Annotated in this window: 21 protein-coding genes and 1 pseudogene; 13 read left to right on the forward strand and 9 right to left on the reverse strand. The window is 40.9% G+C overall.

What is annotated here, in order from left to right:
- Positions 1 to 235 precede the first annotated feature (235 nt).
- Positions 236 to 1,969, forward strand: coding sequence for a methyl-accepting chemotaxis protein (locus NSS95_RS00710; protein ID WP_340713725.1), 1,734 nt, complete (start codon positions 236 to 238; stop codon positions 1,967 to 1,969).
- Between the two features lie 54 nt (positions 1,970 to 2,023).
- On the opposite strand, the pseudogene NSS95_RS00715 reads toward NSS95_RS00710, so the two are convergent.
- Both NSS95_RS00715 and NSS95_RS00720 read right to left on the reverse strand, forming a co-directional pair.
- Positions 2,024 to 2,317 (reverse strand): annotated as a pseudogene (locus NSS95_RS00715) (HAAS signaling domain-containing protein); the annotation flags it as partial.
- The gene (locus NSS95_RS00720) at positions 2,310 to 2,633 is read right to left on the reverse strand and encodes a PadR family transcriptional regulator (protein WP_014096443.1); all 324 of its coding nucleotides are present in this window, start codon (positions 2,631 to 2,633) and stop codon (positions 2,310 to 2,312) included. The gene NSS95_RS00720 and the pseudogene NSS95_RS00715, both read right to left, overlap by 8 nt.
- A gap of 340 nt (positions 2,634 to 2,973) precedes the next feature.
- Here NSS95_RS00720 and NSS95_RS00725 point away from each other — a divergent pair, with 340 nt between their 5' ends.
- Positions 2,974 to 4,728, forward strand: coding sequence for a methyl-accepting chemotaxis protein (locus NSS95_RS00725; RefSeq protein ID WP_340713726.1), 1,755 nt, complete (start codon positions 2,974 to 2,976; stop codon positions 4,726 to 4,728).
- Between the two features lie 173 nt (positions 4,729 to 4,901).
- On the opposite strand, the gene NSS95_RS00730 is transcribed toward NSS95_RS00725, so the two are convergent.
- The gene (locus NSS95_RS00730; RefSeq protein WP_328229323.1) at positions 4,902 to 6,308 is read right to left on the reverse strand and encodes an MFS transporter; all 1,407 of its coding nucleotides are present in this window, start codon (positions 6,306 to 6,308) and stop codon (positions 4,902 to 4,904) included.
- A 66-nt stretch (positions 6,309 to 6,374) separates the two neighbouring features.
- Positions 6,375 to 6,944 (reverse strand): cysteine hydrolase, encoded by a 570-nt coding sequence (locus NSS95_RS00735; RefSeq protein ID WP_014096440.1) that lies wholly within the window; start codon positions 6,942 to 6,944, stop codon positions 6,375 to 6,377.
- Positions 6,945 to 7,046: 102 nt separating this feature from the next.
- On the opposite strand from NSS95_RS00735, the gene NSS95_RS00740 reads away from it, so the two are divergent.
- Positions 7,047 to 7,658, forward strand: a complete 612-nt coding sequence (locus tag NSS95_RS00740; RefSeq protein WP_225620934.1) for a TetR/AcrR family transcriptional regulator — start codon at positions 7,047 to 7,049, stop codon at positions 7,656 to 7,658.
- A 148-nt stretch (positions 7,659 to 7,806) separates the two neighbouring features.
- Here the strand turns inward: NSS95_RS00740 and NSS95_RS00745 are convergent, their stop codons facing one another.
- Together NSS95_RS00745 and NSS95_RS00750 are read right to left on the reverse strand one after the other, a co-directional pair.
- Entirely contained in the window at positions 7,807 to 8,265 is a 459-nt protein-coding gene (locus NSS95_RS00745) for a hypothetical protein (protein ID WP_026104499.1), read from the reverse strand.
- 5 nt (positions 8,266 to 8,270) lie between these two features.
- Positions 8,271 to 9,059, reverse strand: a complete 789-nt coding sequence (locus NSS95_RS00750) for a hypothetical protein (protein ID WP_026104498.1) — start codon at positions 9,057 to 9,059, stop codon at positions 8,271 to 8,273.
- A gap of 586 nt (positions 9,060 to 9,645) precedes the next feature.
- Between NSS95_RS00750 and NSS95_RS00755 the strand changes: the two genes are divergently transcribed.
- The 6 genes from NSS95_RS00755 (at position 9,646) to NSS95_RS00780 (ending at position 14,603) form a co-directional block, all read left to right on the forward strand.
- The gene (locus NSS95_RS00755; RefSeq protein WP_014096437.1) at positions 9,646 to 10,812 is read left to right on the forward strand and encodes an MFS transporter; all 1,167 of its coding nucleotides are present in this window, start codon (positions 9,646 to 9,648) and stop codon (positions 10,810 to 10,812) included.
- Between the two features lie 26 nt (positions 10,813 to 10,838).
- On the forward strand, positions 10,839 to 11,741 hold the full coding sequence (locus tag NSS95_RS00760; RefSeq protein ID WP_014096436.1) for an ATP-grasp domain-containing protein: 903 nt from the start codon (positions 10,839 to 10,841) through the stop codon (positions 11,739 to 11,741).
- Between the two features lie 61 nt (positions 11,742 to 11,802).
- Complete coding sequence (locus NSS95_RS00765) at positions 11,803 to 12,027, forward strand: hypothetical protein (RefSeq protein ID WP_046721642.1); 225 nt, start codon at positions 11,803 to 11,805, stop codon at positions 12,025 to 12,027.
- Positions 12,028 to 12,042: 15 nt separating this feature from the next.
- Positions 12,043 to 13,131 carry an ArsR/SmtB family transcription factor gene (locus NSS95_RS00770; RefSeq protein WP_014096435.1) on the forward strand — a complete coding sequence of 363 codons (1,089 nt, stop codon included), beginning with the start codon at positions 12,043 to 12,045 and terminating at the stop codon, positions 13,129 to 13,131.
- A 180-nt stretch (positions 13,132 to 13,311) separates the two neighbouring features.
- Positions 13,312 to 13,611 carry a YkvR family protein gene (locus NSS95_RS00775; RefSeq protein ID WP_026104497.1) on the forward strand — a complete coding sequence of 100 codons (300 nt, stop codon included), beginning with the start codon at positions 13,312 to 13,314 and terminating at the stop codon, positions 13,609 to 13,611.
- The gene (locus NSS95_RS00780) at positions 13,608 to 14,603 is read left to right on the forward strand and encodes an LLM class flavin-dependent oxidoreductase (RefSeq protein ID WP_061577476.1); all 996 of its coding nucleotides are present in this window, start codon (positions 13,608 to 13,610) and stop codon (positions 14,601 to 14,603) included. The genes NSS95_RS00775 and NSS95_RS00780 overlap by 4 nt, the downstream gene beginning before the upstream one ends.
- A 1,254-nt stretch (positions 14,604 to 15,857) precedes the next feature.
- Here the strand turns inward: NSS95_RS00780 and NSS95_RS00785 are convergent.
- A complete protein-coding gene (locus tag NSS95_RS00785; protein ID WP_014096432.1) occupies positions 15,858 to 17,087 on the reverse strand; it encodes an MFS transporter in 1,230 nt (409 codons plus the stop codon).
- Positions 17,088 to 17,442: 355 nt separating this feature from the next.
- Here NSS95_RS00785 and NSS95_RS00790 point away from each other — a divergent pair, with 355 nt between their 5' ends.
- The 3 genes from NSS95_RS00790 to NSS95_RS00800 all read left to right on the forward strand — a co-directional run bounded on the left by NSS95_RS00790 (position 17,443) and on the right by NSS95_RS00800 (position 20,817).
- Positions 17,443 to 17,982 carry a GNAT family N-acetyltransferase gene (locus NSS95_RS00790; protein WP_017550282.1) on the forward strand — a complete coding sequence of 180 codons (540 nt, stop codon included), beginning with the start codon at positions 17,443 to 17,445 and terminating at the stop codon, positions 17,980 to 17,982.
- Positions 17,983 to 18,297: 315 nt separating this feature from the next.
- Positions 18,298 to 18,786, forward strand: a complete 489-nt coding sequence (locus tag NSS95_RS00795) for a GNAT family N-acetyltransferase (protein ID WP_014096428.1) — start codon at positions 18,298 to 18,300, stop codon at positions 18,784 to 18,786.
- Positions 18,787 to 19,506: 720 nt separating this feature from the next.
- Positions 19,507 to 20,817, forward strand: a complete 1,311-nt coding sequence (locus NSS95_RS00800) for a transposase family protein (RefSeq protein WP_013858128.1) — start codon at positions 19,507 to 19,509, stop codon at positions 20,815 to 20,817.
- Between the two features lie 164 nt (positions 20,818 to 20,981).
- Here the strand turns inward: NSS95_RS00800 and NSS95_RS00805 are convergent, their stop codons facing one another.
- Both NSS95_RS00805 and NSS95_RS00810 read right to left on the reverse strand, forming a co-directional pair.
- Positions 20,982 to 21,293, reverse strand: a complete 312-nt coding sequence (locus NSS95_RS00805) for an NUDIX hydrolase (RefSeq protein WP_237340698.1) — start codon at positions 21,291 to 21,293, stop codon at positions 20,982 to 20,984.
- 618 nt (positions 21,294 to 21,911) lie between these two features.
- Positions 21,912 to 23,597, reverse strand: a complete 1,686-nt coding sequence (locus NSS95_RS00810; RefSeq protein WP_013858307.1) for an IS1634 family transposase — start codon at positions 23,595 to 23,597, stop codon at positions 21,912 to 21,914.
- 334 nt (positions 23,598 to 23,931) lie between these two features.
- Between NSS95_RS00810 and NSS95_RS00815 the strand changes: the two genes are divergently transcribed.
- Positions 23,932 to 24,552: a hypothetical protein gene (locus NSS95_RS00815; protein ID WP_017550280.1), complete on the forward strand. Its 621-nt coding sequence runs from the start codon at positions 23,932 to 23,934 to the stop codon at positions 24,550 to 24,552.
- Positions 24,553 to 24,764: the final 212 nt, after the last annotated feature.

Raw genomic sequence — 24,764 nt, forward strand, 5'->3', positions numbered from 1 at the left:
CATTTAGATGTCAGAGTGCCCTCCCATTTTTTTGCTCATCTACCCCTTCGAGTAATATACAGAGTTTCTACTTTTTTAGCGAACCTTGCGTCATATTTTTAGCATACAATAGGACTTTAAATTCATTTCTATTCGCCAAATATAGCCGGAATATTGAATGGAAACGCTTGACTTGTGACTTTTTTCCTGTGAAAATAGTAATAATGTGGAAATCAATGGAAAGAGGGAGAGTGTTATGGGGATCTTTTTAAAAAAGTTAAAATCATGGGACCAGTACATGCATTATTGCGATGATACGGATATAACGGAAATTGGAGGAAGGGCACGGGAAAAATTAAATTACCTCGGTGTGGATCAGGAAACATTACAAAATGTTCGGGAAGCGGCAGCGATTATAGAGCCTTATAAGGAAAAGATGGTTCAAATTTTTTATGAAAGGCTTACTTCAGTTGAACAATTTCATAAACTCATTATGCGATATTCCACCCTCGACAGGCTGTATGAAACTTTAAAAACATATGTGGAGCAGTTTTTTCAAGCAGAAGTGGATCAAACCTATGTGCTTACAAGAATTAAAATTGGCAAAGTCCATAGCAGGATTAATTTAACGGCTGATAATTTTATTGCAGCCCACCATTTTTTGATTCAATCGATGGGATCTATACTCATGAAGCATTTACATCATACGCCCGACAAAATGACAAAGGTTGTCCTTGCTGTTCAGAAGTTAGCTGCGTTTGACCAACAATTAATTGTGGAAGTTTATATGGAAGAAACGTTCAGAACTTTTTTGTTTGGTATGTCAGATATGCTGAATGAGACAACGAAAATTAATGAAACCAAACAATTAATTGAATCGATGAACAGGCAAATAGAAGAGACGGATAATGTTTCGGCGGCAACGGAAGAAATGAGCGCATCCATTCAGGAAGTGGCCCAATATGCAACCAAAGTTGCGGAAGGGACCGACCAGGCAGTCCAGTCTGTGTTCACAAGCAAAAGAGTAGTAGATCATGCGCTTGGAGATATTCAAATGGTCGGGCAAGTATATGAAAACGTGTTTGAAAAAGTAGAGCTGCTGGATAAAGAAATTCATAATACGAAAGATGTTATAAATGTGATCAGGGGGATAGCTGACCAAATCAATCTTCTTGCTTTAAATGCCAGCATTGAAGCTGCAAGGGCTGGAGAAAACGGGCTTGGCTTTGCCGTTGTTGCCTCAGAAATCCGGGAGCTGTCAGAACATACGAAAGTTCAAATTTCCAGTATTACATCGAACATGGAAGCGCTGCAAAAAGTGGCCAATGAGGTCATCCAAGAAATACAGCAAACAGGCAAAATTGTAAAGGAAAGTGTCGGCCATGCCGAACTTGCCGGTACAGAAATTATGGAAATTGTAAAAATGATGGAAAACATCAATGAATCGATTACACAAATTGCCTCAATGAGTGAAGAACAGTCCGCAACCATTAACGAAATTGCAAATTTAAATAGTACGATAAGAAATCACAGTCAGCAGTCCCAGGAGATTGCACGAAAAACAGCAAAATTAGTATTTGATTTAAGCAAAAAAATGGATCACTTTAGGAAAAACTTTTTTACGATTAACATTAAGTTTAGCTCAAAAGATATTGTAAGAATCACGAAAACGGATCACCTGCTTTGGAAGTGGAAAGTATATAACATGCTGATGGGACTGGGAAATATTGATGAAAACGAGTTGACTTCTCACGAAACTTGCCGGTTAGGCCAATGGTATTACGGAAATTTGCCTGAAAATATCAGGAAAATAGATGCTTTTAAACAATTGGAAAAGCCGCATAAAGAAGTCCATCATTATGCAAGACAGGCAGTGGAAAGTTTTAAAAGGGGAGAGGTGAAAACTGGAGAAGGTGCGCTAAAACAGTTGGAAAAATCCTCCAACCATGTCTTAGAATTACTGTCCAATATTGAATCACAGCTCGGATAGCTTGCGTCGGGGTTTAATAAATGCCTATAGAAAAAGCGGGACATTACGAACGTCCCCCAGTACAATGGCCAAGTTGAAAAATCCCAATCCAATCGTGGCCCATACTGCGCGCAAAATATTTCCGAACGTTGCCTTTGTCTCCACTCTTTCCAGATGGTAGGCCGCAACCATGTCTTTTGCAATCTGGTGCGGGGAACCAAGGGAAGTTGAAATTTGTTCTTCTGTTTTTCCCTCCTGCAAGCCAATGGTGAAATGTTCTTCAAAATCCTGCAAAATATCCTGGCGTTCATTGGCAGGAAGGCTTTTCAACGAAGATTCCAATTTGGATAAAAATTGTTTTTTATTCATGAGTCACACCTTCTTTTATCAGTTGATTCACCCCATCAGAGAATGCCTTCCATTCCAGGAGCAGTTCGTGGAGAAAAGTCCTCCCACTGTCTGTTAGTTTGTAATATTTGCGCGGTGGCCCCTCCGTAGATTCCTTTAAATACGTTGTAGAGTAACCTTCTTTTGTTAACCGCCTCAGCAGGGGGTAGATAGAGCCTTCGGAAATGTCAATCTGCTCCGAAATTTTTTGGACAAGTTCATATCCGTAGCGGTCCTGTTTATCTAATAAAACGAGCACACAGAGGTCCAAAACCCCCTTTTTAAACTGGACATTCAAACTTTCTTCACATCCTTCCCGTTGCACACCGGCCAGTACTGTTTAATATTCAGTACTGCCTTTAACGAGAGAATAACACACAGTATTAATTATTGCAAGGTACCGGAATCATTTTTTTCAAAAATCCGGAAAAAATTTTGGCAGTTGGTGCCGGGGAAGAAAGCGGCAGTGTAAAAACCCATTTTTGGAAAACATCCACTAGGACGAGGTTGGAACGATGGTCAGAAAATTATAAAAGTAAAGGATTTCAAACTTTATCCGATAAAACAGGGTAGAAAACCGAATATTCTTGACCAAACGCGAGGTCTAAGAATGATTCTGAAAAAAGAGGGATAGCAAAATGAAGATTGCCAAATTGAAAGACTTTCACTCCATCCGGCAAAAGCTTATGGCCATTTCCATTGTTCTTTTGGTGGTGCCAATGCTTATTTTAGGTTTCTTAAGCTATAACCGCAGTGCCGCCAGTTTAAATGAACTGGGAAAAACCAATCTAAAAAATAATGTCAATGAAACAATCCGGTTGATAGCTGTACTGGATGAGGAAGTGAAAAGCGGGAAAATTTCTTTAAGTGACGCACAAGAAAAAGTAAAAATTGCCATTCTCGGTGAAAAGAAAAAGGATGGCACACGTCCGGTTAATAAAAGCATTGATTTGGGAAAAAACGGATACATGTTTATTTTGGATGATACAGGAACTGAAGTGGCGCATCCTTTTATAGAAGGAAAAAATATTTCAAATGAAAAAGATGCTGACGGGAATCATTATGCCAATAAAGTCCTTGGAGCCGGGAAAACAGGCGGATTTACCTATTTCTCATACAGTTACCCGAATGATCAACACAAAGTCGGCAAAAAAGTGGTGTATGCAAAAAAGGATCCTTACTGGGGATGGACGGTTTGTGCAGGCGCCTATATGTCAGATTTTAACCAGCCGGCCGAACAAATCCTTCACTCACTTTTAATCGTTATGGGCATCACACTTCTCGTCGGGCTGTTCATCATATGGCTGTTCACGAGAAGTATTGCAGCCCCGCTTGGAATGGTAATGGATCATATCAGAAAAATTTCGGGCCATGATTTAACGGCCGGGCACATCAAGGTCAAGACGAAAGATGAGATCCGCAAGCTGTCGGACGGCATTAACCATATGCAGGATGAACTGAAGGGCCTGATCCATGAGATTGCAGATTCTTCAGGGCTGTTGTCAAATTCCAGCGAGGAGCTTGCGCAAGCGGCAAATGAAGTAAAAACAGGGTCGCAGCAAATCACCGCAACGATGGAAGAACTGGCATCCGGAGCTGAAGAACAGGCAGATCAATCCGGAAAGCTGTCTGAAAATATGAAGCAGTTCACATCCAATGTGCAGGAGGCGAATGCACAGGCGGATGAGGTTCATCAATCTACAAATGAAATTATGACATTGGCGCATAAAGGGAATGAACTAATGGACCGCTCTTCGGGCCAAATGGAAAAAATTGATCAGGTCATCCAATCAGTTACCGGGAAGCTGCAGTCTTTGAATGAGCATTCGGAAAAGATTCCCAAACTGGTGACGGTCATTAAGGAGATTTCCGATCAAACAAATTTACTTGCTTTAAACGCAGCAATTGAAGCAGCGCGGGCAGGAGAAAGCGGAAGAGGATTTGCCGTTGTCGCAGAAGAAGTCCGGAAGCTGGCTGAACAAGTTGCAAGTTCCATTAGTGAAATTAGCGGGATTGTTGCAGGAACCCAAAAAGATGTGAAAGAAGTAACGGATTCTTTGCATGAAAGCTATGAGGAAGTACAGCAAGGCACAGAAACCGTTCGCGTAACAAAGGAAACCTTTACGCAGATCAATGAGCGGATTTCAGACATGGTTGCCCATATTCGAAAAGTGGCTGCCAATTTGTCAGGAATTTCCGGCACAACCGAAAAAATGAATGGTTCTATACAAGAAATCGCAGCGATTACTGAACAATCAGCAGCAGGTGTTGAGGAAACGTCAGCAGCAACCGAGCAAATTGGAAGTTCTATGGAGGAAGTGGCTGAAAGCGCGCATAAACTGGTGGAAATTGCGGAGCATCTCCATTCCCTTGTTTCAAAATTTAAGTTATAAGTGAACTGGTTTTTAAATAGCAAGCGGCATAGGCATTTAAGCGAAGGAAAGCAGACAACATCCGGCCAAAAGTTCACGCGGAAGGATTCTACATATCCCGCTGCACATGGCCAGAAAGAAACGGCATTTGCCCGGTTTAATCAAACGTTTGATTAAACCGGGCATTTTTAACTTTACCTTTTCACTCCGGCTTTATCGTTTACGATGCTTAACGAATGATCCAGCACGGTAATCAGGATGAGGAGCAAGGTGACGCCGCCGCAAAATAAGCCGATATGATGAATTCCCGGCGTATTTGCCCCGGATTTTAAAAACAGCCCGTTTGCCGCCGAAGCAAGAATGGCACCCAAGTACATAAATGTTCGGAGCAAACCGGCTGAAGCCCCGATTTGTTGTGGATTCGCCTGATAATAGACGGCATTCTGGTTGCCCAGATTCAAAAGACCCTGTGGAATCCCCAGCAGAAGGACAATAAAGGCGATCAAAACAACACTCGTTGTATGATGAGTAAAAAGCAGCAATGAGACGGCGATAAACTGAACAATACTGCCAGCTATTAATTTTAAACGGATGGCGGGGCTTTTCCCTGTCACCCGGGTTACGGCAATGGCGGTTAAAGACATCGGCAACATCAGCAGCCCGCCGCTAGATGCGGATAAACCCCTTCCGTCTTCCAGCCATTGTGGAAACCCATAAATGAAGGAATAAGCAACCAGACCTGAAAGCAACCCTCTTGCATAAGTGAGAACCAGAGGGATATTCCCGCTGAATACCCGAATATCGATAAAAGGATTTTTTATTTTTAACTCGGCCGCAGCAAAAATGGCCCCTGCAATCCCTGCTACTATCAAAAAAGCAATCTTCGACAAGCTTGGATGCATGAGAAACAGCAAAAGGGAAGTTAATGTGATGCCAAATAAGGCAATGCCCGTAAAATCAATGGCAAGAAGCTTTTTCCCTTCCACCGCTTCTGGCGGGACTTTAGGAAATCGGAAGTATCCCAATAAAATGCAAGCAAGCGATAATGGAGTATTGACGATAAAAATGCTTTTCCAACCCCCGGCACCGATGAGTACACCGCCTAGGGCAGGCCCGATCACGGCAATCGTTTGGCTTGCAATTCCGAGTGTCGCCAGGATGCTTCCCGGGCTTGCTTCGCCTGTTCGTTCAGCTTCACTGCGAATCAGGTACATAGATGCGGGATACCCGGCGCACGTACCCAATCCGAGCAAAATTCTTGCTGCAACAAGCCACCAAAAATCCAGGGCAAAAATGGCAATGAAACTTGAAATTCCGACCAATGAAGTCGCTGTTAAAAAAAGGGAACGGGGTCCGAACAGATCGATCAGCTTCCCAACTACCGGCTGCCCAATGGCAGTAGCAAGATATAAAGCGGCAACAAGCCATGCGGTTTCTGAAGGCGGAACATGAAATGCCTGTCCGATTGGAATTAGCGCCACTGACATAATAGAAGAGTTGATGGGGTTGAGAATGGAACCCAAAATCATTGGCAATATCAGTTTTTGATTAAAGTGATTTTCAATTGCAGCTTCGTTTTTCTTTTTACCAGTGTGGAACAAGTTTCATTCCTTCCTTCGACTTGGTTGGCAGGGCCTGTTCTGCTGATTTCAAAACAGGCCCTTTTTTTAATCCAAAGTGCCGGCCCAGGTACTGACCGTCATTACTTTTGCCTGGACAGGGAATAATTTTTCCATCAGCATGTGGTGAATGTCGGGATTGCCATCATGGCAGGCATCCCGGAGTACGATTAAGGAATAATCTTTATCAGCGGCCTCCCGCAATGTCGATAAAACGACACCGCTTGTGGTAATGCCGCTAAGAATGAGTGTGTCAATTTCCTGGGCTTTCAAGATCATTTCGAGATTGCTGCCGGAAAAGGCGCTTATCCGGTATTTTGTAACAACCGGTTCATTTTCTAAAGGTTGAACGGATGGGTGGATCTGTGTCGCTTCATCGAAAATGGTCATGTCGCCGTATTCAGCAACTCGGGCATAAGTTGGATGGCCTTGGTTAATTTCAGGGTAACCTTTACTAAATCCAAGACGGACGAAAATAACCGGGATATGATGTGCACGGGCGCTTTCGATTGCTTTTTGATTCGGGCGCAGCATTGTTTCATTTCCGGCAAAACGGGATACCATGCCGTTTTGCATATCCAAGACCAACAATGCAGCTTTACTGGATTGATTTTGCATGAATTGTCAACTCCTGTTCATTTGGTTAATATTAAGAAGTGGAGAGCTCTCCAGTTCATATTAAACGGAGATGTCTCCGCTTGTCAACGATTTTTTCCGGGAGTGATAAAGTTGAAGGATGAAAAACCAGGCTCCGCACGGGCGGAACGGCGTGATGCAGCTGAGAATCGCCAACGTATATTGGCTACCGCAATCCGGCTGTTTGAGCAGTTCGGGGTTGAACAAGTCAGCATGAATCAAATTGCCACAGAAGCCGGGATTGGGCCGGGAACGCTGTACCGCCGTTATCGAAATAAAGGAGAATTATGTCTGGATTTGATAAAAGGCAATGTGGTTTCGTGTTTCAAAGACATTCAAACGTATTTGGAACACAATCGGAAAGAGCCGCCGGAACAGCGATTAAAAGGCGCTCTCCGTATATTTCTCCGTTTCAGGGAAAGCAAAATGCAATTGCTTAAAGGTGTGGAGGACGCCGGTACAACAAATCGAAAAAAGGCAGGAACACGCAGCCCTTTATATGATGAATTGCACCGGTTGCTGGTAGAACTGTATCATGAGATGAATAATGAAAAAGAAGCCGTTCGAAACAATGTCTTCAAAGCGGACATGCTGCTCGAGGCATTAAAAAGTGATGCCTACTTGTATCAACGGGAAGTGCGCGGATATTCCCCCGAGGAAATATTGGACCTGCTCTATATCACATTTGTTTCATGACGGATAAATTTATGGTCACTCGCCATGCATGTACACTTGTTGAGAGAATGGCAAGGGGAAGGGAAAACACTGCGGAATGTTTTTCACGATGTAAAGAGAGGCCATCCCCTTGGCAATGAGTATGGCCTGTTTGTACTTACAAAACCCATTATTTTAATTTTGCTACCCCTAATGCAAAATGGCTCCAAAGTATATTTTCAACCGATTCTGCTTGTGACAAATCACATTCAACAATTAAAATGATTTCAGCGTGTTTCCCTTTTAAAACACGCTTCTTTTTCTTTATGAACAGCTCCATTACAAGCCGGATGGCAAAACCCACAATAAACCCGGCAAATGCACTAATCAGCCCCCAGTAAATGGGCCCCCAGGCGAGTTTAAAGCCGATGCTTGCGCCGATTACAGAAAATGCAGTGGCGATCCCCATGCCGATATCAATTAGGCTTGTACCGTCCGAGCGGTGGAGCGTATCAAAAATTTTCCGTTCTTCTTTTCGGTTATCCAGCGGGACCGCAAATATATTTTCTTTCGGAATCCCTTTCTTTTCCAGTGTTGAAATGGCCATTTCCAAAAATCCGTTACTTTCGAATGTAGAAAAAAGCTGCAAACCAATCACTTCACTTTTTGTCCTTTTCGTATCCGGAAACCGTCCGGCTGGTAATGCCGGGTTAAATATTGTCGTAATTCTTTATCGAAAAGTTTGTTGTTTTCGACTGTATTCATATACGAATCATAAGCGGCAAACCCAAAGTGTGAAGGGATGAAAAGAAGCCATTCCGGGTTTATAACCGAAGTTGCTTCTTTTATTTTGCCCCAAAATAAAAGTATAACCGCTTCCTGGAAATGGGACTGGTAATAAAACACCACCAGCCATACAATGACAAAAATTGCTGTTAAAACTCTGTGTATATAGAGCTGCCCCAATCCTGGGACAAATAATGACCACATAACGGAAAGTAGGGGGTTGCGCTTATCCAGGTAGTTAATCTCCAATGCGCCCAATGAAAAAGAATTAAAACGGTGTTCCTCCCGCTCTGCTAACAGATAAATTTTATTCATATCCACGGTTGTGCGATAACTGTCCCAAATGCCAAAAAGGTAAACAGGAATATACATGAGAAGCCATCTTGTGTCCAGTACGGCTTTTGCCATGTCAATATTTCCTTGAAACGAGTAAATCATGGAAAGGTTCACATTTGCTTTCAAATTAACGACAACTTCCCAGATAAATAAAGCATATCCCCTGATATATTTGGATAACAGCAAATGCCCGAATCCGGGAAACGCGGCGGACCACCATGCAATGATATAAGGATTTCTTAAATGCAATTGCGTAGTCCCTAAAATACTAACATGTGCTTTATATCGCCTGGCTGTATTATCGTTACGATAATTGTCCATCTTATCCACCTTTAAAAAGCCCATTTAAGTTAGCTTGCCGAATACGGAGGACATTTATACGCGCGGTATTCTGACCGGGGTAATGGGATGAAACGGATTTGATTCTTAACATAACGGCATCCCCATAATGAAATGGTTGCTGTTCTTTACTGGTAAAAAGGGAAACCCCAAAAGCGGCCGCGCTTCATTGACAGTAATTTAACGGTTTTTGTACGTTTTATGGTTGACGTGTTGTTTCACGCTTTATATAATTGATTGTGTAATTGTACAATTGCGCAATCATGAAAATAAAGGAGATGACATGTTATGACTATGCCCTTAGAAAACCGGCGGAAATGGATGAGGCGCATTGAAACAGAAGCCCTCTTATTGCCGGAAAAAAAGCGTATGTCCTCCAGTGCAAATGATAGTGGGATTTCCTTATACAATTTAATCGAATTGGGTAAGAAAAAAGGGCTCCTATTATTTCCCCGGTTACCCGACATTGTACGGATTGTTGTTCACCGAAACATATCGGAGGAGCAAGTTGAACAAGCAGCCCGCATCATAAAAGATGTTTATGCAAGTTTTAAGAGGAGCGCCTTATATGTTTAGAAAAGTGAACGAAGGATGGATGTCCTTTTTAGTAAGATTTTTCAATTCCCTGGGGTTCTATATCTTTACCCCGCTTTTGGCACTATGGCTAACCGAAACCAAGTCCTTGGATTTGTCCAAAGCCAGTATCATTGTTGCCAGTCTGACTTTGTTTTCAAAAGCCGGGGGTGCATTCGTTGGCGGGTTGATCGACCGGCTGGGGGTGCGTTTAAGCCTCATCCTTGGATTATGGTCCAGCGGTGGTATACTGATGCTTATTCCCATCGTTCCATATTTTCCGTTATTCATTGCCCTGTCCGCATTGCTCGGTACTACCATCTCTTTATACAATGTCGCCTTGAAAACGCAAATATCGTTTATGAATGAGCATAAGCGCCTGCGCGCATTTGCGTTATTAAATATAGCCGTAAACCTCGGAGCTTCGATTGGGCCTTTGGCAGGCGGCTGGATCTTGGATTTAAAATCATTGTGGCTAATGTTTTTAGCCGCTGGCAGTTACTTTATAGCGGGAGGAGTGGCCTGTCTACTTCCTGAACCACCCATGGAAAAAGAAGAGAATCGTTTAAATCTATTTAAATACCTGTATTTAGAGAGATATCATTTGCTGAAAAGTCCGTTTTTCCGTTTTTTATTCGGATCAGGCTTACTCTGGTTCTTTTATATTCAAATGTTTTCCACTCTGCCTGTATATGTATCGGGTGAAATCAGCGGCAAGACAACGGGGCTTGTCTTCACACTGAATGCTGTAACGGTTATTGCCTTCCAAGGAATCTTTCCTTCCGTTCAGCCAAAGCTGAAAAAGGAACAATGGTATGCGTTGTCTTTTTTGTTGTTTGGTAGCTCCTTCTTTCTTCTTTGGATTGACCGAACAGTGTTTTCTATCTTTTTATCTATGTTCTTGTTCAGCCTGAGTGAAATCATTTGGACACCATTGATAGATACAGAGGTTTTACAAAAACATGGGAATTTGAGCTCTTCATGGGCCTTTGGCATTGCCGGCGTTGTATGGGGGCTATGGGAGTCCTTTGGAAGTTATGCAGGGTTAAGTTTGTTGAAATTCTTTCCGGGGAGATTATACTTGCTGTTGACTGTCATGACTGTGATAATCGGTTTAAGTTTGATTTTGCGATCACTGTCCATGAGAAAAGGTGAAAATTAAGAAATTGCGATGGGGGGTTGGAAACATTGAAGCGGCTCATCTTATTGGGCGCGAGTGAGGAGGGAATTTCAGCTGCTCACGCATGCGGGTATCATGTTATCGTAATTGAGCGTCCAAAGAAAAGCATTTCTGAAAAAGTAACTGCATTAGCGGAGGCCATCTATTTTGCGGATATTTGGGATACCGATGCCGCGCATAAAGTGGTCGAAAAAATTTTTTCCCAGTATGAAGATATTAAACTCATCCTTAGTTTTACGGAACTGGGACTTGAAACAGCAGCTTACTTGAGTGAGCGATACAATTTAAAAACCAATCCGTTTGAAACAGTAAGGCGGACAAGAAACAAAAATCTGATGAGAAATGCTTTTGCATCTCATGATGATTTGAAACTGCAAACTTTTTGCGGAAAGGCAGACAGACTCCCCGAAAAAATTTCCGGTCTGTTGCCGATGATCATCAAGCCCAATGACGGATTTGGCAGTCAAAATGTTGCTTATATAAAAAACCAATCGGATTGGGAAAAATGGCTGCGGACTCATGCCCAAAGTAAACTTGAGTGGATTTTGGAACCTTTTATTGAAGGCCCGGAGTTTAGCGTAGAAACAGTTTCATCTGAAGGGACGCATACGGTACTTGGCATTACGGAAAAGGAAACGAGTGGTATGCCAAATTTTATCGAAACCGGGCATATTGTGCCTGCGCTCCTGGAAACTGAGCAAAAACAGCAAATAGAAAAGATCGTCAAAAAAGCACTGACTGTTCTGGGCGTTCAATACGGTCCCGGGCATGTTGAAGTAAAATGGGATGTTGTCAACAAACGCCCGGTTGTAATTGAAGCACATACGAGACCGGGGCGGGGACTTTATTCCGTTTCTGCACTTTCTGTCCAGCGGTCTCAACCAATACGAACTTGGCATATTAAGCTTTGAAGGGAAACACAATCTTGATATGCAGCCACAGCATACAAAATTTTCACAAGTGAAGTTTTTTATGCTTGAAGAAGGGCGATTGAGTGCTTTGGAGCTGAGGTCCTCTGTCCCGGAGCCTGTTGTGGAATGGAAAATTGCTTATCAAGTAGGGGAGCACATCCCCGGAAGCCGTGACTCGTTTACAAGAGGCGGGTACATCATTGCTTCATCCGATTCCAAAGCACTTGTCGCTAAAGCCATCGATGATTTTTATTCTCGTATTGTATGGAAAATAGATAAAATATAAGAAAGTTGTGGTCATATGGCAGTATTAACCCCTGATTCAAATGAATTTCAAATTAAATTGGAGTTTTTAACCTCTCCTGTCTTTGAAATGATGGCATCTTTAAGAAAATGCTATCTCATGCAAGGGCGGTTGGAATGGGAAGATATAAACTTGCAAAATTTTTATACGGAAAATCAAGGATTACTCAAAAGGTACTACGGCGGTTTTGAGATGGGGGCCCAGCTTGCTGAGCTTGTGATTGGGCTAAGCCAGCCCCATTCTATTCAGGATTTTATCCATTGGGTTCAACAGATGGATCGTCCCCGTTTTCTTTATTACTTATTGGGCCGGTATCTGGAGGTGGAGGAAATTGAAACCATTTTTGAAAACTCGCCCGAACCGTCAAATGAAATAAAGCAAAGAATTGAAAAAAAGGGCGGATTCGTGCACCAGGAACAGTTGGCTTTTGCGGAAAATTGGCCTGTTTGGCATCAAGAGTTGGTCGATTTATGGTCTGCATACTATGAGGAATATTTTTTTAAAATAGCAAGGCATGTGGCGTCTTTTTGGGAGCAAGCGAATGACAAACTGGCAAGGGACCTGAATACGAAAGGGCTAAATGAGGTTTTGAGAAGGCTGCTGAAGGGAAAAACGATTCCTGAACAATTTCCTGAGAATAAGCAAACAGAAGTGGTTCGCTTTTTTCCTTCTTACTTTGTTTCACCAAAGTTCATCCTGATTTGGGGATGGGGCGAATTAAATCTCGTTTATGATCTTACAGCATATGTGGACCAGCCATTGCCCGCTCCTTCCCCTTTTGAGATCAATGACACGCCGGCCACATTGGATGAAATCTCCTTTTTTGGCAAAGCGTTATCAGAGCCGATGCGTATACGGATTTTGTCTTTGATTGCAAGAAAGGAAGGAATCAAAGCCCAGGAGATGGCCGAAAAATTAGACCTGAACCCTGCCACGATCTCCAGGCACCTGAACATTTTGAAAAGTTGCAAGCTCATCACGGAAACCAAGCAAAAAAGCCATAATATTTACTTTATCAATCATAGCGAGTTCAGGCGCTGGGCAAAACAACTAGAAGGGGAGCAATTTTTAAAGGCTTTCGATTGATGCTTGATTCGGCCGGTTTGTTTTAGAAAGCAGCTAAGGTGCATTTCAAGCGCAACGGGTTGCTTTAGTCTGGGCACGTCCCTCGAGAAACACCGGCCGCACGGGCAAGCCTCTCTCCTGTACTTGGTGCAGCCGTGCATGTAGACTAAAAGGAGACAAAAGGTGAAAGCAGGTGTTGTTTTGGTATCCTATATCGTATTAAACAAACGGAAGATTGATGTGGAACGTTATCGGGAAGAGGACGTACAGGGGCTGAAGCAGATCGTGGTTGACTTCAAGGTCACAAGCGATGATTATCATGATATTGCCACCTTGCTGTATCAGGGAAAATTTGATGTGGAAGTGCCTGAAAAGGGGCTTGCTTTCAGGGGTGCGATCCGGGAATATTCTACTTCCATTACGAATCTATATGAAAAAGGCCAGGTCGGCGACTACCATTTAGCATTGCTGGAAGTGAAAGAAGGAGAGAACAAAGCGTGAAACTCAGTATTTTAGACCAGGCGCCTATTTCTTCCGGTCAAACAGCGAAAGACGCCCTGAACAACGCGATGGAACTGGCCCGTGCAGGAGAGTCATTCGGATACACGCGGTACTGGATTGCGGAACATCATGATTTGCCGGGTCTTGCCAGCAGTGCGCCCGAAGTGATGCTTGGATTTATCGGCGCGCATACGAGCACAATCCGGATCGGCTCCGGGGCCGTGCTTTTGCCGCATTATAAACCGTACAAAGTCGCGGAAGTGTTCAATTTGCTCTCCGTATTGTTTCCAGGCCGCATTGACCTCGGCATTGGCCGGGCGCCGGGTGGTTCTGCCGAAGCAACCAGCGCATTATCCGATCAATTTTTGCAAAAAGTGTACAAGATGCCGGAACTGGTGGAAGAATTGCTTCATTTTCTCCATCACGATTTTCCGGAAGACAATATTTTTTCCCGCGTCAAGGCTGCCCCTGTCCCGGCCGATCCGCCGCGTGCCTGGCTGCTTGGCACAAGTGGCAAAAGTGCCGTGTTGGCTGCCCGGTACGGCATGTCGTATGCGTTTGGCCAGTTCATGAGCGAACAGGATGGCACGGCAATTTTAAAGCAATATGAGCAGGCTTTTACGCCCCGTAAGCCGGGGGATGTGCCACAAACTTTGTTAACCGTTTCCGCAGTATGTGCCGAAACAGCTGAGAAAGCGGAAGAAGTGGCATGGAGTTCCCTGATATGGCAGCTGCAGGCGGAAAAAGGGGGACAAGCATCCGTGCCGTCTATTGAAGAAGCAAAATCTTATCCATTAACCGGAAAAGACAAAGAGAAATTGGCAAAAATGAAGCAAAACATGGTGATCGGGAATCCGCGGCAAGTACACGCGGCATTCACTAAGTTGCAGGAAAAATACGGAACGGATGAAATCATGATTTTGACGATTGCCCATTCTCCCCAGGACCGGATACATTCTTACAGGCTTATTGCGGAAGAAGTGCTGGGGTGAAGCAAAGTACTGAATGGCCTTTAGCGGCAATAAAAGCCCACTTTTCCTAATTGATGGAAGATGTGGGCTTTTATCTATATGCTCCCCTAACTCGCCAAATGTCTAATGAAGGCTTGCTGAACGAATCCGATTCTAGTTTTCACCCAATTTATCAGCAAGCTCTAGAACTTTTTGCCAAAGCTGTCAGCATACTGTAAAAATCTGGGGATTTTGGTTATTCAGTAAGCCCTATGTTAAGGAAGCGCGGAAAAATGACATTGTTCCTTTACATAGAGGCTGTCTATGTTAAGGAAGTGTGGAAAAAAGACGTCCTTTCTTTACATAGAGTGCGTCTACGTTAAGAAAGCGTGAAAAAAAGACGTCCTTTCTTTACATAGAGCGCGTCTATGTTAAGGAAGCACGAAAAAACGACGTCCTTTCTTCACATAGGGCGCGTTTCAAAGTGTAAGCTTTTCCCTTCATTTTTTATAAAACCCTTGCATTAATTCTTGCCAAAGCTGCCAGCATCCTTGCCAAATCTAGAAATTTTGCTTATTCAATTCAGCAAGCCCTAATTAGAGGTTTTATCGAGACAGTTCTATCTAACCAGCGGATTGTCAATTAAACGCTCTCGTGCTTCAAGGTAATTTAATATTCGGGAAAAGTTCTAAGCATGTAAAGGAAGTATGGGATAAACCAAGTCAAGAGAAAGTCAAAGTACATTACGTGAAAGGCACAGATGTTTACTATTATTGGGGATATTCTCATGAAAATAACGAAATATCTTGTTTCATCATTATTTTTAGTAGTATTATAGCCGAAAAAATAAATGGATCCAAAGAAGCATTGTTTAATAAAAAATACACTACAACTATAACCCGTCTTTAGAAACAGAGGCAGTGCCTTTTCTCGTAGATCCATCCATTTCATGACAAAATCGGAATTGGGAGAGGTGAAAAGGGTCTAATATCCCCAGCGTTGTTAACCCAAGTATGAACAGAACAACGCATGCAAAGAAAGGAATCGGCCAGGTTATTCCCGTCACCAAGTCAATGTTTTCCAATGAGTTTGGAAATCCTAAGACAACTGGTTAGGAGTGTGATCAAGTGGGATTGATGCAAATGGTTTTAATACTTGAACACCTAGCAATCCAAATACCACTTCAATAACCGCAAATTTTTTCAACCAGATCTCCTCCTGATCCAATCTTCCCGCCTTCCCGCTTTATCACCCGAATTGGCAAAAACCTGCTCGAAGTGAGAGCAGGTTTCTATTTTACTGTACATCTGAGGTGGTTTCATGCTGTTCCGTGATTAAAGTATTTTTCTTTTTTAAAAGAATAACAAAAGAAATCATCAAAAGCACGGATGCACCGATGAATGTAAAAATAATGTTGAACCGGTCTGAGACTGCCCCGGCCGCCACGGTAGAAAGCCCGAAAACGAGTGTGACCAAAGCATTTTGGGTGGAATAGATTTTCGGCAGCATCCGGTCGTCTGCAGTAGTTTGCAAGATCACTTGTAAAGAGATACCTTTAAGCTGGTCGAATATCCCGTTGGCCGCAATGAGCAGCAATGCTACCCATGGAACGGTATTGAAACCGAAAAACAGTGTGGTCAGGCACACCATCCCACTACCGGTGACCACAGTCAGGATCGGCCGGTTTTTGATGAGGGCGGACCTGTAGCCGACAAAGCCGGCCAGCAACATGCCGATAAAAAAGGCCGTGTTTAAGTACCCCCACCACGCAACCCCTGTTTTCAAGCGTTCCCGAATAAAAACATACAGGACGGCAGACAGCCAGGCCGTACTCGCAACTGTTTCAAAAACCATCAGCAAGTGAATCGTTCTTAACGCCCTGTTTTTAAAAATGATCTGCCATCCTTCCACCATTGCTTTCCTCAAAGCATTACCCTGTTTTTCCTGCCAGTTTGCGTGCTTCCTGTCCACAATGAAACCCATCATCAAGGTGGAAAGCATATACACACTAAAGGTGATCCAAAACATCCCGGTTGAACCGAATGAGGACAGGATGATCCCGCCAAGCGCCCAACCCCCTAATTGGATGGATTGGTCTGTAATAGAGACAAGGCTGTTTGCTTTTACGAGCTGATCCCGTGGAACAAGCCGGGGGATCATGGAACTCCTGGCAGGTGAAGCCCACCCGTCAAAAAATGAAATCAGCCCAACGAGCAGAAACAGCAAGGTAATTGTAGCAGGCTGAATGAAAACCATTGCGTAAACAGCTAATGCCATTAAGAGCAATGTTTTGATCAACTGCGAATACACCAGCACCTTTTTGAGCGAAAAACGGTCCAACAATATCGGTGCAATCAAGCCGCTGACAAACATCGTCAACGTGTTGGTGAATGGAACAAGCGACACAAACAGCGTCGATCCCGTGACAGAATAGACAAGGGAAATCAATGCGACAATATAAAACACATCCCCTGCATTCGCCAGGCACTGGCCAAACACCAGACATCCGAATGAGCGTTGCTTCACTGTGATCAAGCCCCTTTATTCAGTTTTTATAGCTGTTTAAGAGGCTTACATCACATTGGACAACGGCTCCTTTGGAAAGAATTTTTTGATAATAAATATTATAAAGTGTTTGGCGTTTGGCATCAATGCCAAAGTTGCCGCCTTTTAAATGTTTTAAGTCATGCATTGTACGGGATGTTAAGGATAAATCATAGTAATAAAGTTGGTGTATCTGAATGATTTTTTCCCTGTAGGAAAAGGGGGGTAATTTTCTCAATGGGTAATATTTTACACAACAACAATGTCTTATCATTCGTTCTTGTGTCACCTTTTCATTATAATAGACTCAAATATTTAAAAAATGAGGGATCATATTATGCCATTATTAGCAAATAATAAAATTATATTGAGGAGCATATCTGAAAAAGACTTAGACGGTTTATTCAGTTTATATGCTAATGAAGAAGTCATGAGATTTTTTGGAAGAATGGCTGCTAAAAACAAGCAGGAGGTTTTAAAAATTATAGAACAAAATATTCAAATGAAAAAAGAAGGAACCGGCATAAGATATGCAGCTTATTTAAAAGCTACAGACGATTTTGTCGGAATCATCACGCTCAAAAGATACAATGCAAGAAATATGCGAGCTGAAATTGATTATATTGTAGCGCCTGAGCATCAGAGAAAAGGGTTGGCTACTGAAATGCTAGGGCTGTTTCTGAATGAAATATTTAACAAGTGGAATCTGGAACGAATCTCGGCATATGTTTTTTTGGAGAATCCTGCATCATGTAAGCTACTGGAAAAGTTCAACTTCACAAGAGAAGGAATATTGCGCCATTGGACTTGTGTAAATGGTACATTTTACGATTCTTACTCTTATAGTTTACTTTCTTCTGACCGGACACAAAAATAGTAAAAAAGAGTTGGGCGGTAACATGGAACTAAATTGGGGACTTCTGTCATGCATGGAACTGGGAAACGCGAAAGCCCTGAAGTATTCATTTGTTTTTTACTCCAAAACGAAAGAATTTCCGCAATTTGTCAGCGCAAATTCGCACTAGAAAATGCTTATGATTTTTTTAGGAGAGAAAAAGCAATTTCGTTTGACAAGTGATGATTTATTCAAGGTTCGATGGGAATATGAGGCATACGTCGTGCTGCAACCGGGCGGTTCAGTTTTTTAGAAAGCCCGGCCGGTTTAATAACTGTATATTGTGAGGTTTTTACAATGGAAGAAATTCATTTAGAAAAGTTCGGATCTGATGATTTTGATGATTATTTAAAACTTTACTCTAACCCGGATGTAATGGCAATGATAACGGAACGGGCGTTGTCAATAGAGGAAGCAATGCAAAAATATCAAAAAGTATTAGATCGAAACCAAAAGTTTAAACAGTTTGGGACATTTAAAGTTTATGTCGGCTTAAAAAAATTCATCGGGCTCGGAAGCCTGGTTTTAAATGAAGAAGTGCCGAGTGAGGCTGAAATTGGATATATGTTACTCCCTGAATATTGGGGAAAAGGTTACGGCGGTCAAATTGCCAGTAAATTAATCAACGCAGCCAATCATGCCGGTCTGCATAAGCTTACTGCAATCATAGATCCAAATAACACTGCTTCAAAAAAGATTCTGTTAAAAAATGGTTTCTGTACTGTAAAGATTTGTGAGATGGATGGGCTTCCGGGAGAGATATTAGAAAAGCAGCTTAGTCAATAACAGGTAGTATTAACGGCCTTTCTCCCTTTTCTTTTTTTAATGCTTCAACAGGGTCACCCGGTATAAGACGAAGCCGGTCTGAATCTCCAAGACCTTGCACGTAAACAGGCCCATTTGTGTTATTAAGAATGGGCCTAAAACTATTTTAACTCACTGATGGTGCAGGCTCTCCAGCTTTTATTGTATTGGGGTGGGGGCTTTGTCCAACCTCATTTTTGTAGATCTCGATTGTTTTCGTCTGGTCACTTCTATTTCAAATCCTTGGGCTACAAGGAGCCTGTAACATCGTAAATACTCTCATATAAAATCGAAAACAGCATGCTGACAAACCGGATACAATCCAAAATTAGATTCGTTTAGCAAGCCCAAATTATAAGGGTTTGCTGACTATCCTTTTTTTTCGTAAACCAATTTTGCCGCCGCTGTTATTGAATGCCTGTATCCTTCTGGTATAAGTTCGTTTTCTAAATGGTTTATTTTAATCCATTTGTATTCTATATGTTCCTCGCTTATCTGAATATCAGCTCTGAGGAGTAAAAATTTTTCGTGATAATTTAAATATACCTCCCAAAAAAGCGGCCAAATATGTAATAATTTAAATAATTAGAGCTTGCTGAACGAATATTTTGGCATGGCTTAGTGACAAGTCGAATACAAGCTAAAATTTGATTCGTTCAGCAAGCCCTAATTAAACTTGGCTGTTTTGAGGGGGTTTTTATTTTGGTTACTAGAAAAGAAAAAAGAAATCGTGAAAAAGAAGCAAATTATTTTTTCGAGTTCCTTAAAATTCAGAAGCATTTTTTCAAAGACCTGATGAATAACCTAAAAAAGGTAGCAGACCACCGACATCAAAGCTATATCACTTATGGTCCAGAGGTCCTTTTATTTACGATGATGTTGAAAAATATGACCGGCCTAAAATCCATGAGAAACATGAGTGAGAGTTTTAATAAAGAAGAATGTATTAAAAATGTAGGGAAGGTGTTAGGCTTAGATTCTCTTGAAGAACTTCCACATTATGATACAATTAACGACTTTTTATCTGGCTTAGATGTAAATGAATTAGAAAAAATTAGAACGTATATGATTAAAGAATTATTGAAAAAAAGGTCTCTCGAGTCTTATCGAATTGAAGGAAAGTACTGGGGTGTCATCATTGATGGAACTGGATTACACACCTTTCATGAGAAACATTGTAAACACTGCCTGAGACGGGCATATACAAATAAAGAAACAGGAGAAACGAACGTACTTTATATGCACCATGTACTTGAAGCCAAGCTTGTCGTGGGGGATATGGTCTTCAGTATTGCCTCCGAATTTATCGAAAATGAATCAGAAAATGTTTCTAAGCAAGATTGTGAATTAAAAGCCTTCGACAGGCTGGCAAAGAAAATAAAAAAAATATTTAAAAGACTACCGATTTGTATCTTGGGAGATAGTCTCTATGCATGTGAAACGGTATTTAATCTGTGCAGGGCGCACAAATGGAAATATATATGCAGATTTAAGGAAGGGAGAATTAAAAGTATCTCGACGGAGTTTAAGGCAATAAAAGAGCTGGAACAAAGTAAGGATCAGAATTCATTAGTTTGGGTGAATGATATTGCCTACAAAGACAGAACGGTCAATCTGATGGAGGCCACAATGAAAACAGAGGATGGGAAATCGAAAGAGTATGTATTTATAACGGATATTAAAATCACGAAAAAGAACGTGGAACGACTCATCGCTGCAGGAAGAAGCCGCTGGAAGATTGAAAATCAAGGATTTAACGAACAAAAAAATAATCGTTACAATATAGAACATGCCAATAGCCAAAACTACACAGCCATGAAAAATCATTATTTATTAGTTCAAATAACAGATATTATTAGACAGCTGTTTGAAAAAGGTTCGTCAATCTTAAAAGCACTCAAAAAAACGGCAAAAGAAAAATCCTCAAATCTGTTGGAATCGTTTCGGACACGCATTTTAACAGACGAGGATTTCACCCATTTAAGTAAGCCAATACAAGTAAGGTTTACTTAATGGTTATATTATAGCAAAGGATGTGATGTAAAAAAAGGTTTTTTTGAAGTTATCCACAATTTTAAAAAAGAAATTTGCAAATTCGGCTCTTTTTGACTTTGAAAGCAGAAAAAATAGATGGAAAAATTTTCTAAATGTGGATAAGTCATTTTATCATAAAACATCTAAAAATTGATGAATTTACTCTTCAGAGCTGTCTGAATATGTGACAAATTGTCGCATACACAGAAATATGTTACAATAAACACAAATTTATTTGGAAGGACCTCATATACCCACGAATCAATAATATTTTCAACGCTGCACTTTAAATTCAGTTCTTCTTTGATTTCACGTTTCACGCATGTTTCTGGACTTTCGTTTTTCTCGAGTCTTCCTCCCGGCAACTCCCATTCATTGCGTTCGTTTTTTAGCAGTAATACGTGACCGTTATGTATGATAATGCCTTTAACGGAAACAGGCAAAACAAAACTCATGTTATACCTCCAGTGGCAGTCATCTGTTTTTTATGCTCATTTTACTGCCAGGATTTTCACGTTCTTATTGTCTTTCCTGCTGCAAAAATAACACTGTTGTGGATGTAAATCAAGATTTGGAAAAACCAATAAGGAAAAAGTAGTTACGAGCCTGATAAGCGGTTTTCATTGCCTTTAAGCCAGTTCGGCCGTCATATGGCGGTCAAAAGCGTCATCTACAAAAATCAAGCAGGCAAGTCCATTGTGTAAGCCGGTATGCACCAGACATGATCAAACGAGTTTTATTTGCTAAAGATCTTTTTGACTGGTGTTTCAGCTTACCACCATTAAGTTTTTTTCTTTCGCCTTCGTTTTCCATATCGCAATCCTTCGTTCCACAGCCAATATACAATACTTTTCATTCTTCTATTCCTTGTCGAGGGAACAAGATTTAAGTTGAAAAATTTCTTAATAATATTTAGAACCCACATTTCGCACGTCTTAAATATAGTTCATTCTAATTTTTGAATGAACTATATTTAAATGGCTTGGTGGGATGATATCTTCTTATTTTTGAGGAATTTTCGATAAAATTCTTTTCAATTCGACATTCTTTTCATGAATTCCTCCTATTGTGTGTTATTCGCCTTTGTTTTCGACATTTTTTGACACGTATATTGATACATCATACCCGCATAATTCAATGATTTTTTTGGCTTGTGAATCAATATTATCGGGTAAGAGCCTTATTTTTTGTTGATTTTGATTTATAAGGATCACGGTAATATCTTCTAATTGCTCTAACAATGCTTGGCCTGTGGGTTGATAGAGTTTCCTTTTTCCTTTCAAGATTAGAGATAGGTTCTTTTCTTTCAGTTCTTTTCTAACTCGATATTCTAAAATTCCATAGATTAATAAAGCCATCACATACACAATACCTAAGGCCTCAACCCTTTCTGGGGTTTTCAAGTAAATGGCATCAATCATTTGTGAATCTTTGATTAATCGGAAACGGGTCTCAGCGGCCGACTGTCCTTTATAAACCCTCAAAACTTCTTGATTGGATAGTGTCTCCTCGTCTAATTTATTTGTGATTAAAACAAAAGTGCTGAGCATTTTTTTCTTATTTTCGATAAAATCATGATCTTTTTCAAACGATTCCAGTTGTATTTGATAGATTTGTTCTTGTTTTGTCTGTTCGTCCTTTTTAGGTCTTCCTCTCTTTTTTCGTTTGATAGGTTGATCACTCATCTGGACGTTTAGTTTATAACAGAAATATGAAGCCTTTTGTTTTTTCTTAAAAGATTGAATTGCTTCTAGTGCGTCCTCTTTACAATGAAAGATAACTTTACTCAGTTTTTCTATCTCTTTTTTTAATTGTATTTCTTCCTTTTCGATCGCCCGATTTAGGGTTTTCTCTTTTCGTTGATCTAAATTGTTTGAGTGGACAACAAGAAACCGGTAAGGAAGGTTTTGAATTTGTCTTTCAAAAGCTTGAATTTGGTAAATAGCTGCGTCTTTTTTATTGCTAAGTGAGCCTACCCTTTCCCAGTTATTGAGCAACCATGCCTCTTTCTTTAGTTCTGTGCTTAAACCGAATGTATCAGGTAAACGGGAAATAAACGATAAATTTTGTTGTTGAATTTCCGCTAGATTTTCCGTTGTGATTAATGCAGAATCGGCTTGATAAATGAGATTTTTCCAATCTTCATGGGAAAGGATTTTTCTCATCTTTTGAATAAATTCCACATTCCAAGATTTATCCGAAGTATTCCCATTTTCTACTTTTGCAAGGATAGGAATTCGTTCAGGTGTGACCCCCATCCCCAGAACGATTTGTTTTAAGTCAGGCCTATGGGCCTTACTATACCCGTACGTAATTTGCAGTCCATCTTCCTTCGGTTGCTTATATTCGCCGTAAACAGAAATTGAGGTTGTATCGTTATGCAGTACACCAATAGGAAGATTCAATTTTTTTAGTGCTTTTAATGCAAGGGTGGAATAGACTTTCCATGCTTCGGCTTCATACAAGTAATCTAATGCTCTTCCTAATGCATCATCATTTAATTGATCGGGTGAAACCGATGTATCGAAAAGCATCTCAGAATCTAGGTTTTGATAGAATTCATGAACCTTATAAAGGGGCTTGCCACTGCATAAAATGTTTAAGACAAGGGCTTTAATCCTTGTTCCGGGTGAGATATGACAACGGACAGAATCCCATTTGACTAAATCATTAATGGTCTTTTCGAGTTCTATTTCATCACACAGTTTAGATAAAAGTTGAGACGGCCCCACATGTAAGGTTAAAATTTGATCTGACATAAAAATTTCCTCATCTTCCTCTAGTTAGATAATCATTCAATTCTACAAAGAAGGAGAAAATTCCTTTAAAAAAATCACAAAATGGAAAAATTTACGTGCGGAATATGCGTTAGAATATATGATAAAATGAATACAAAAAACAGGATTTAATGAATAATCCGGCCATAGTGTTTAACGAAAAAGGGGACTGTTTTGCAGAATCTTTTACCAAAGGAGTTCTTGGTTCATTTAAGCGTACCGGGAAATACATACAAATCCAGCCTGCCCTGCCAGCTCAGTGTTAGAATCTGTACTTGATTTTAGAGTAATTTGGGAAAACTTGAGGAGGGTTCATATGCTGCTATTCCATTATCATTTTTGGACACCTCATTTAGAGGAAACAGAAAAATTCTATGTAGAGAATGGTTTTCGAACTTCACTTCGGACGGGGAAATACCAAGGAGAATATCAAACTTTCAATCCTCCTTTGGAATGGGATGATTTCCGGAACAAACCTATTACTTTCAGGATAATTGAAGTCAGGAGAGGTGCAATGAACATCACTTTTGGATTTGGGAAAAAGGTTATGTTTGATCACATTGGATTTTTAGTAACAAAAAAAGAACTCGATAAAATTTGTCACAATGCCCGGAGCATGAACTGGCCAGTTAACACGAATGATAGAAGAACTTTTATAGGAACGCCCTATGGTTTTAGAATTGAGCTTCAAAGTAATGCCGACTCAATAGATGGAACACGATCCAGTGAAAAAATGGAGGGATTGGAGTTAATTTTAAAAAAAGAGGGATTCGAAAGAGATTTATCTAAATTATTAAACAGTCCAGTTCATTTTATTCGCTCAAAAATAGGAGAAACCCCTACAATAAGTAAAGCAGTGATGAGTGGTATCCTTATTTCAAATCAAAAAGATCCCAATGGTGTAAATGTGATTGGGAAGGTTGGAGAAACGAATTAACAATAGCAGTACCCTGAAATGCAGCACAAAGCATTTAAAACAAAGCTATTAAAGAATAAGTGGGGAAGAAAAAGCGGAGGCCAAACTGATTATACGCTGTACCATCCCGGATGTGCACGATGTGATGCTGGTTGAAGACATATGAATCATTCGCTTAGGAATCATTTATAAACTTACCGAATCAGATTTTATGGCCTTGAGAGGATCAAATT

This window comes from Weizmannia sp. FSL K6-3076 (assembly GCF_038007245.1).
Taxonomy (GTDB): Bacteria; Bacillota; Bacilli; order Bacillales; family Bacillaceae_C; genus Weizmannia; species Weizmannia faecalis.